The following is a 5,380-nucleotide window of genomic DNA, read 5'->3' as shown; positions in this document are numbered from 1 at the left end:
GGGAGAGGGGTACCGGGGCGACGACGTCCTCGGTGAGGACCGTCAGCGGGGCGGCGTCCGCGGCGACGGGGCGGCCGGTGTCGGCGAGCAGGCGGCGCCAGCGGGCGGCGAGGTCGGCGAGCAGGGCGGGCCGTTCGGTGGCCGGCGTGGACGCGAACCGCCGGGTGTCGTGGGCCAGCTCGGTGATCCGGTCCGCGAGCGCGGCGTCCGCGGGCCACCGGCGCAGCCAGTCGGCGAGGGCGAGGAGCGGGGCGGGGTGCTGCGGGTCGACGGGCTCCACGGGTACGAGCAGCCCGGCGCCGGCGAGCCGGTGCACGAACGCCGTGACGGCGGCGGCGTCCCTCTCGCGGCCCAGGCCGGCCGCGAGGCGGACGGACAGGGTGCCGAGGGTGAGCGGGCCGTCGGTGAGGATCGCGGCCAGGGTGTCCAGCGCCGGACGGGCGGCCACGTCTACCTCGTCCTCCTGGCTGACCAGGTAGCGGCCGCCGGCGAAGAGCGGCTCTGCGCGGGCGTAGCGGGCCCGTCCGTCCGCCACCCGTGCGCTGCTCGTCAGGCGGTGCGGGAGGGAGTGGCGGCGGCGTGGCGCGTCGAGCAGGGCCGTGGTGAGCGCGGCGACGAGCGTGCGGTTCTCCTGGACGACGGGGGTGAGCGGGACGGTGGGCCGCGCGGCGGCGGGCCGCGGGGCCGGGCTCCGGCGCACCGGGCCGGAGCGCCCAGCGGGGATCCAGCGCGTCGGACCGGACCGACGAGACGGTCTCCGGTCCATCGGCGTGCCGGGCCGGCCGGGGAGCGCGCCCCGCGGCTTCCGCACCGGCCTGTGGCGCCGCTCCTCCTCCGGCCCCCGCAGGCCGGGCCGGGTGCGGGTCCCGCGGACCGTCCGCCCGTGTCCGCTGATCGAAGTCGGCCATGCGGACGCGGAGTTCGGCACAGCGGGCGGTGGCCCGGTGGTGGTCGTCGCGGGCCCACGCGAGGTCGCGGCGGAGGGCGTCGGCCGCCTCCCGGGTGGGGGCGGAGGCGAGCAGGCGTCCCAGTTCGGCCAGGCGTTCGGCGGCGTACCGCTGCTCGCGGAGCATCACGTCGAGCCGGTCCCCGAGGGCGGCCCGGCCGCCGGGCCGGGCGTCGTGGGCGGTGAGCGCGGCGGCGTGCAGGGCGCGGGCCCGGTCCTTCTCGGCGGCGGCGGTCCCGGGCCCGTGCTCGGCGGCGAGGTCCTGGAGGAGCGCCTCCACCACGTCCCAGGGCGGGATATCCCGCCCGTCCAGGCAGGCCCGCATACCGTCGGGGTCGCGCCGCCAGAACACCGCGCACCATCCGCCGCCCGGATCCAGCCGGGCCAGCAGGCCGTCCAGGTAGTTCGCGAACTCCCGCACCTGTACCGGGAGTTGATCCACAGTCATCGCCCACTCCCCGCCACGCCGGAGCACTCGGGTCCGTAGCCAACACGAGCCGTGTTACAGGCTCGCTACGGGGAGTTTTCAGCGGGGGCGCGAGCGCCTCAGGCCGCCGCGGGTTCGGCGGTGACAGCCGTGGCCACGAGCAGCTCGTCCAGGGACAGGCCGAGGGTGCCGGCCAGGGCCGCGACGGTGAAGAACGCCGGGGTCGGCGCCCGCCCGGTCTCGATCTTGCGCAGCGTCTCGGCGGAGACGCCGGCGCGGGCCGCGACCTCGGCCATGCTGCGGCCGCCGCGGGCCTCCCGAAGCAGCCGGCCGAGTCGTTCGCCGCGTTCCCGCTCTTCGGCGGTGAGTGGAGTGCGCACCATGGCGCCCATTCTAATACCGCCCACGCGGGCGCCCATTCAAATACCGGTATAGTAATTGGCATGGTGGAACTGAAGACGGACCATTCGATCGACGCGATGTACGAAGCGGGCCAGGTCGTCGCCCGCGCCCTGACGGCCGTACGGGACGCGGCGGACGTCGGTGTCTCCCTGCTGGACCTGGACGCCCTCGCCCGTGACGTGCTGCGGGAGGCGGGCGCGACCTCCCCCTTCCTGGGCTACCGCCCCTCCTTCGCCCCGACCCCGTTCCCGGGCGTGCTGTGCGCCTCCGTGAACGACGCGATCGTGCACGGCATCCCCACCCGCTACCGGCTGCGCGACGGCGATCTGGTCTCCCTCGACTTCGGCGCCGAACTGAACGGCTGGGTCGGCGACTCGGCGATCAGCCTCACCGTCGGCAGGCCGCGCCCTGCCGACCTCCGCCTGATCGAGACGGCCGAGCGCGCCCTCGCCGCCGGGATCGAGGCCGCCGTCGTCGGCAACCGCATCGGCGACATCGCCCACGCCATCGGCACGGTGTGCCGCGAGGCCGGCTACGGCATCCCGGACGGCTTCGGCGGGCACGGGATCGGCCGCCGGATGCACGAGGACCCGGGGGTGCCGAACGAGGGGCGCCCCGGCCGCGGTCTGCCGCTGCGCAAGGGCATGGTCCTCGCCATCGAGCCGATGCTCGTCGCGGGCGGCACGGACGGCTACCACGCGGCCCCGGACGGCTGGACCCTGCGCACCGACGACGGCTCGCGCGCCGCCCACGTCGAGCACACGGTGGCGATCACGGAGGACGGCCCGCGCGTCCTCACGGCCCGCGCCTCCTGACGGCCCCGCGTCCCGACAGCCCGCCGAGCCGGCCCGGGCGCGCCTTCCGCCCCTGCGCGGGCCGCTCCCTTGCGGCCCGTGCGGGCCGCGGGCGCCGTTCCCGTGGGCGGCGGTGGCTCGATGTGCCCCCTCTCAGCGATCGTGCGAAGGTGTTCTACGAGCGCCCCCCGCGTGTGTAACCGGTTCCCGCCCGGGTTACCCGGCTCCGGCACGTCGATCAGCGAGGGCGTCCCCGACCCGCGCAGGGACGCCGGATGGGAACGCCATGACCAGCGGTTTCACCGGACCGGAGGGCTACGACCCCTTCGGAGAGTTCCTCGCCCGCTTCTTCGGCGGCCCCCGCCCGGCCCCGCGCCAGATCGACATCGGCCGGCTCCTGAGCCAGCCGGCCCGGGATCTGGTGCAGGGTGCCGCGCGGTACGCCGCCGAACACGGCAGCCGGGATCTGGACACCCAGCATCTGCTGCGCGCGGCCCTGTCCGCAGAGCCGACCCGGAGTCTGCTCAGCCGCTCCGGCGTCGCCGACCCGGACTCCCTGGCGTCGGAGATCGACGAGCGCTCGGGACCGGTCAAGTACACGGAGGGCGAGGCGCCGCCACCGACCTCGCTGTCCCTCACCCCGGCCGTCAAACGGGCCCTGCTCGACGCGCACGACCTGGCCCGCGCGAGCGGCACCGGCTACATCGGCCCGGAGCACGTCCTCAGCGCGCTCGCCAACAACCCGGACTCGGCGGCCGGACACATCCTGAACGCGGCGCGCTTCTCCCCGGGCGGCATGCCGGCCGAGGCACCCGAGGCCGGGCAGCCGGTCCGGCCGGGGGCCCGTGCGGAACGGCCGCGGCAGAGCGCGACGCCGACTCTCGACAAGTACGGCCGCGATCTCACCGACCAGGCCCGCCGGGGCCGTATCGACCCGGTGATCGGGCGGGACGACGAGATCGAGCAGACCATCGAGGTGCTGTCCCGCCGGGGCAAGAACAACCCGGTGCTGATCGGTGACGCGGGCGTCGGCAAGACCGCCATCGTGGAGGGACTGGCGCAGCGGATCGCCGACGGGGACGTACCGGACGTACTGACCGGCCGGCGGGTGGTGGCCCTCGATCTCACCGGCGTGGTCGCCGGAACCCGTTACCGGGGCGACTTCGAGGAGCGGATGAACAACATCGTCGACGAGATCCGCAGCCACTCCGACCAGCTGATCGTCTTCATCGACGAGCTGCACACCGTGGTCGGCGCGGGTGGCGGGGGCGAGGGCGGCTCGATGGACGCCGGGAACATCCTGAAGCCGGCCCTGGCGCGCGGCGAGCTGCACATCGTCGGCGCGACCACGCTGGAGGAGTTCCGCCGGATCGAGAAGGACGCGGCGCTCGCCCGCCGCTTCCAGCCGATCCTGGTGCCGGAGCCGACCACTGAGGACGCGCTGGAGATCCTGCGCGGGCTGCGCGACCGCTACGAGGCCCACCACCAGGTCCGTTACAGCGACGAGGCGCTGATGGCGGCGGTGGAGCTGTCCGACCGCTATCTCACCGACCGGCGGCTGCCGGACAAGGCGATCGACCTGATCGACCAGGCGGGCGCGCGGGTGCGGCTGCGGGCCCGCACCAAGGGCACGGACGTACGGGCCATGGAGCGCGAGGCCGAGCAGCTGGTCCGGGACAAGGACCAGGCGGTCGCGGACGAGAGTTACGAGGAGGCGATGCGGCTGCGGGACCGCATCGCCGAGCTGAAGCGGCGGATCGCCGAGGTCGCCGGGGACGGCGAGGCCGACGAGGGCCAGCACCTGGAGGTGACCGCGGAGGCGATCGCCGAGGTGGTGTCCCGGCTCACCGGCATTCCCGTCAGCCGGCTCACCGAGGAGGAGAAGGACCGGCTGCTCGGCATGGAGGAGCATCTGCGCGAGCGGGTGGTCGGCCAGGAGGAGGCGGTACGGGTCGTCTCCGACGCGGTGCTGCGCTCCCGGGCCGGGCTCGCCTCGCCCGACCGGCCGATCGGCAGCTTCCTCTTCCTCGGCCCGACCGGCGTCGGCAAGACGGAGCTGGCCCGCGCCCTCGCCGAGGCGCTGTTCGGCAGCGAGGACCGGATGGTCCGCCTCGACATGAGCGAGTACCAGGAGCGGCACACGGTCAGCCGCCTGGTGGGCGCCCCGCCCGGCTACGTCGGCCACGAGGAGGCCGGGCAGCTCACCGAGGTGGTCCGCCGCCACCCGTACTCGCTGCTCCTCCTCGACGAGGTGGAGAAGGCCCACCCGGACGTCTTCAACATCCTGCTCCAGGTGCTCGACGACGGGCGGCTCACCGACTCCCAGGGCCGCACGGTCGACTTCAGCAACACGGTCATCGTGATGACCAGCAACCTCGGCTCGGAGGCGATCATCCGGCGCGGCGCGAGCATCGGGTTCGGGCCGGGCGGCGGGGAGGCCGACGAGGAGGCGCGCCGGGAGCAGATCCTGCGCCCGCTGCGCGAGCACTTCCGGCCGGAGTTCCTCAACCGGATCGACGAGATCGTGGTGTTCCGCCAGCTCACCCCCGACCAGCTGCACCGGATCACCAACCTGCTGCTGGAGCACACCCGCCGGCTGCTCACCGCGCAGGGCGTCACCGTCGAGTTCACCGACGCGGCCGTGGACTGGCTGTCCCGGCAGGGCTACCAGCCGGAGTACGGCGCCCGCCCGCTGCGCCGTCTGGACCAGCCGGCGCAGCGGGCGGGCGCCGTAGGCCGGGTCGTTGCCCTCGTCGGCGAGCCAGGCCAGCGCCTCCTCGGTGATCTCCAGGCTGAGCCGGCGCTCGGCGA

4 protein-coding genes and 1 pseudogene are annotated in these 5,380 nt (G+C 74.9%); 3 read left to right on the top strand and 2 right to left on the bottom strand.

All coding sequences use genetic code 11. The annotated features are described in order from the left end of the window. The coding region (locus CCN42_RS32190; RefSeq protein WP_211294835.1) for a lantibiotic dehydratase at nt 1-700 on the bottom strand (700 nt) is incomplete at its 3' end. A 70-nt stretch (nt 701-770) separates the two neighbouring features. On the opposite strand from CCN42_RS32190, the gene CCN42_RS45950 reads away from it, so the two are divergent. After that, nucleotides 771-1,433: a hypothetical protein gene (locus CCN42_RS45950; protein WP_158102159.1), complete on the top strand. Its 663-nt coding sequence runs from the start codon at nt 771-773 to the stop codon at nt 1,431-1,433. A 59-nt stretch (nt 1,434-1,492) separates the two neighbouring features. Here CCN42_RS45950 and CCN42_RS32180 read toward each other — a convergent pair whose 3' ends face one another. Beyond that, nucleotides 1,493-1,756 carry a helix-turn-helix domain-containing protein gene (locus CCN42_RS32180; protein ID WP_043507077.1) on the bottom strand — a complete coding sequence of 88 codons (264 nt, stop codon included), beginning with the start codon at nt 1,754-1,756 and terminating at the stop codon, nt 1,493-1,495. Between the two features lie 60 nt (nt 1,757-1,816). On the opposite strand from CCN42_RS32180, the gene map reads away from it, so the two are divergent. Together map and CCN42_RS32170 are read left to right on the top strand one after the other, a co-directional pair. Then, nucleotides 1,817-2,590 carry a type I methionyl aminopeptidase gene (gene map, locus CCN42_RS32175; RefSeq protein WP_086740894.1) on the top strand — a complete coding sequence of 258 codons (774 nt, stop codon included), beginning with the start codon at nt 1,817-1,819 and terminating at the stop codon, nt 2,588-2,590. A gap of 265 nt (nt 2,591-2,855) precedes the next feature. Beyond that, nucleotides 2,856-5,279 (top strand): annotated as a pseudogene (locus tag CCN42_RS32170) (ATP-dependent Clp protease ATP-binding subunit); the annotation flags it as partial. Between the last annotated feature and the right edge of the window lie 101 nt (nt 5,280-5,380).

Origin of the sequence: Streptomyces glaucescens (genome assembly GCF_002154375.1) — a bacterium.
In the GTDB taxonomy this organism is placed as follows: Bacteria; Actinomycetota; Actinomycetes; order Streptomycetales; family Streptomycetaceae; genus Streptomyces; species Streptomyces glaucescens.
Note: the sequence above shows the minus strand (reverse complement) of the source record. Positions and strands in the feature narration are given on the sequence as shown.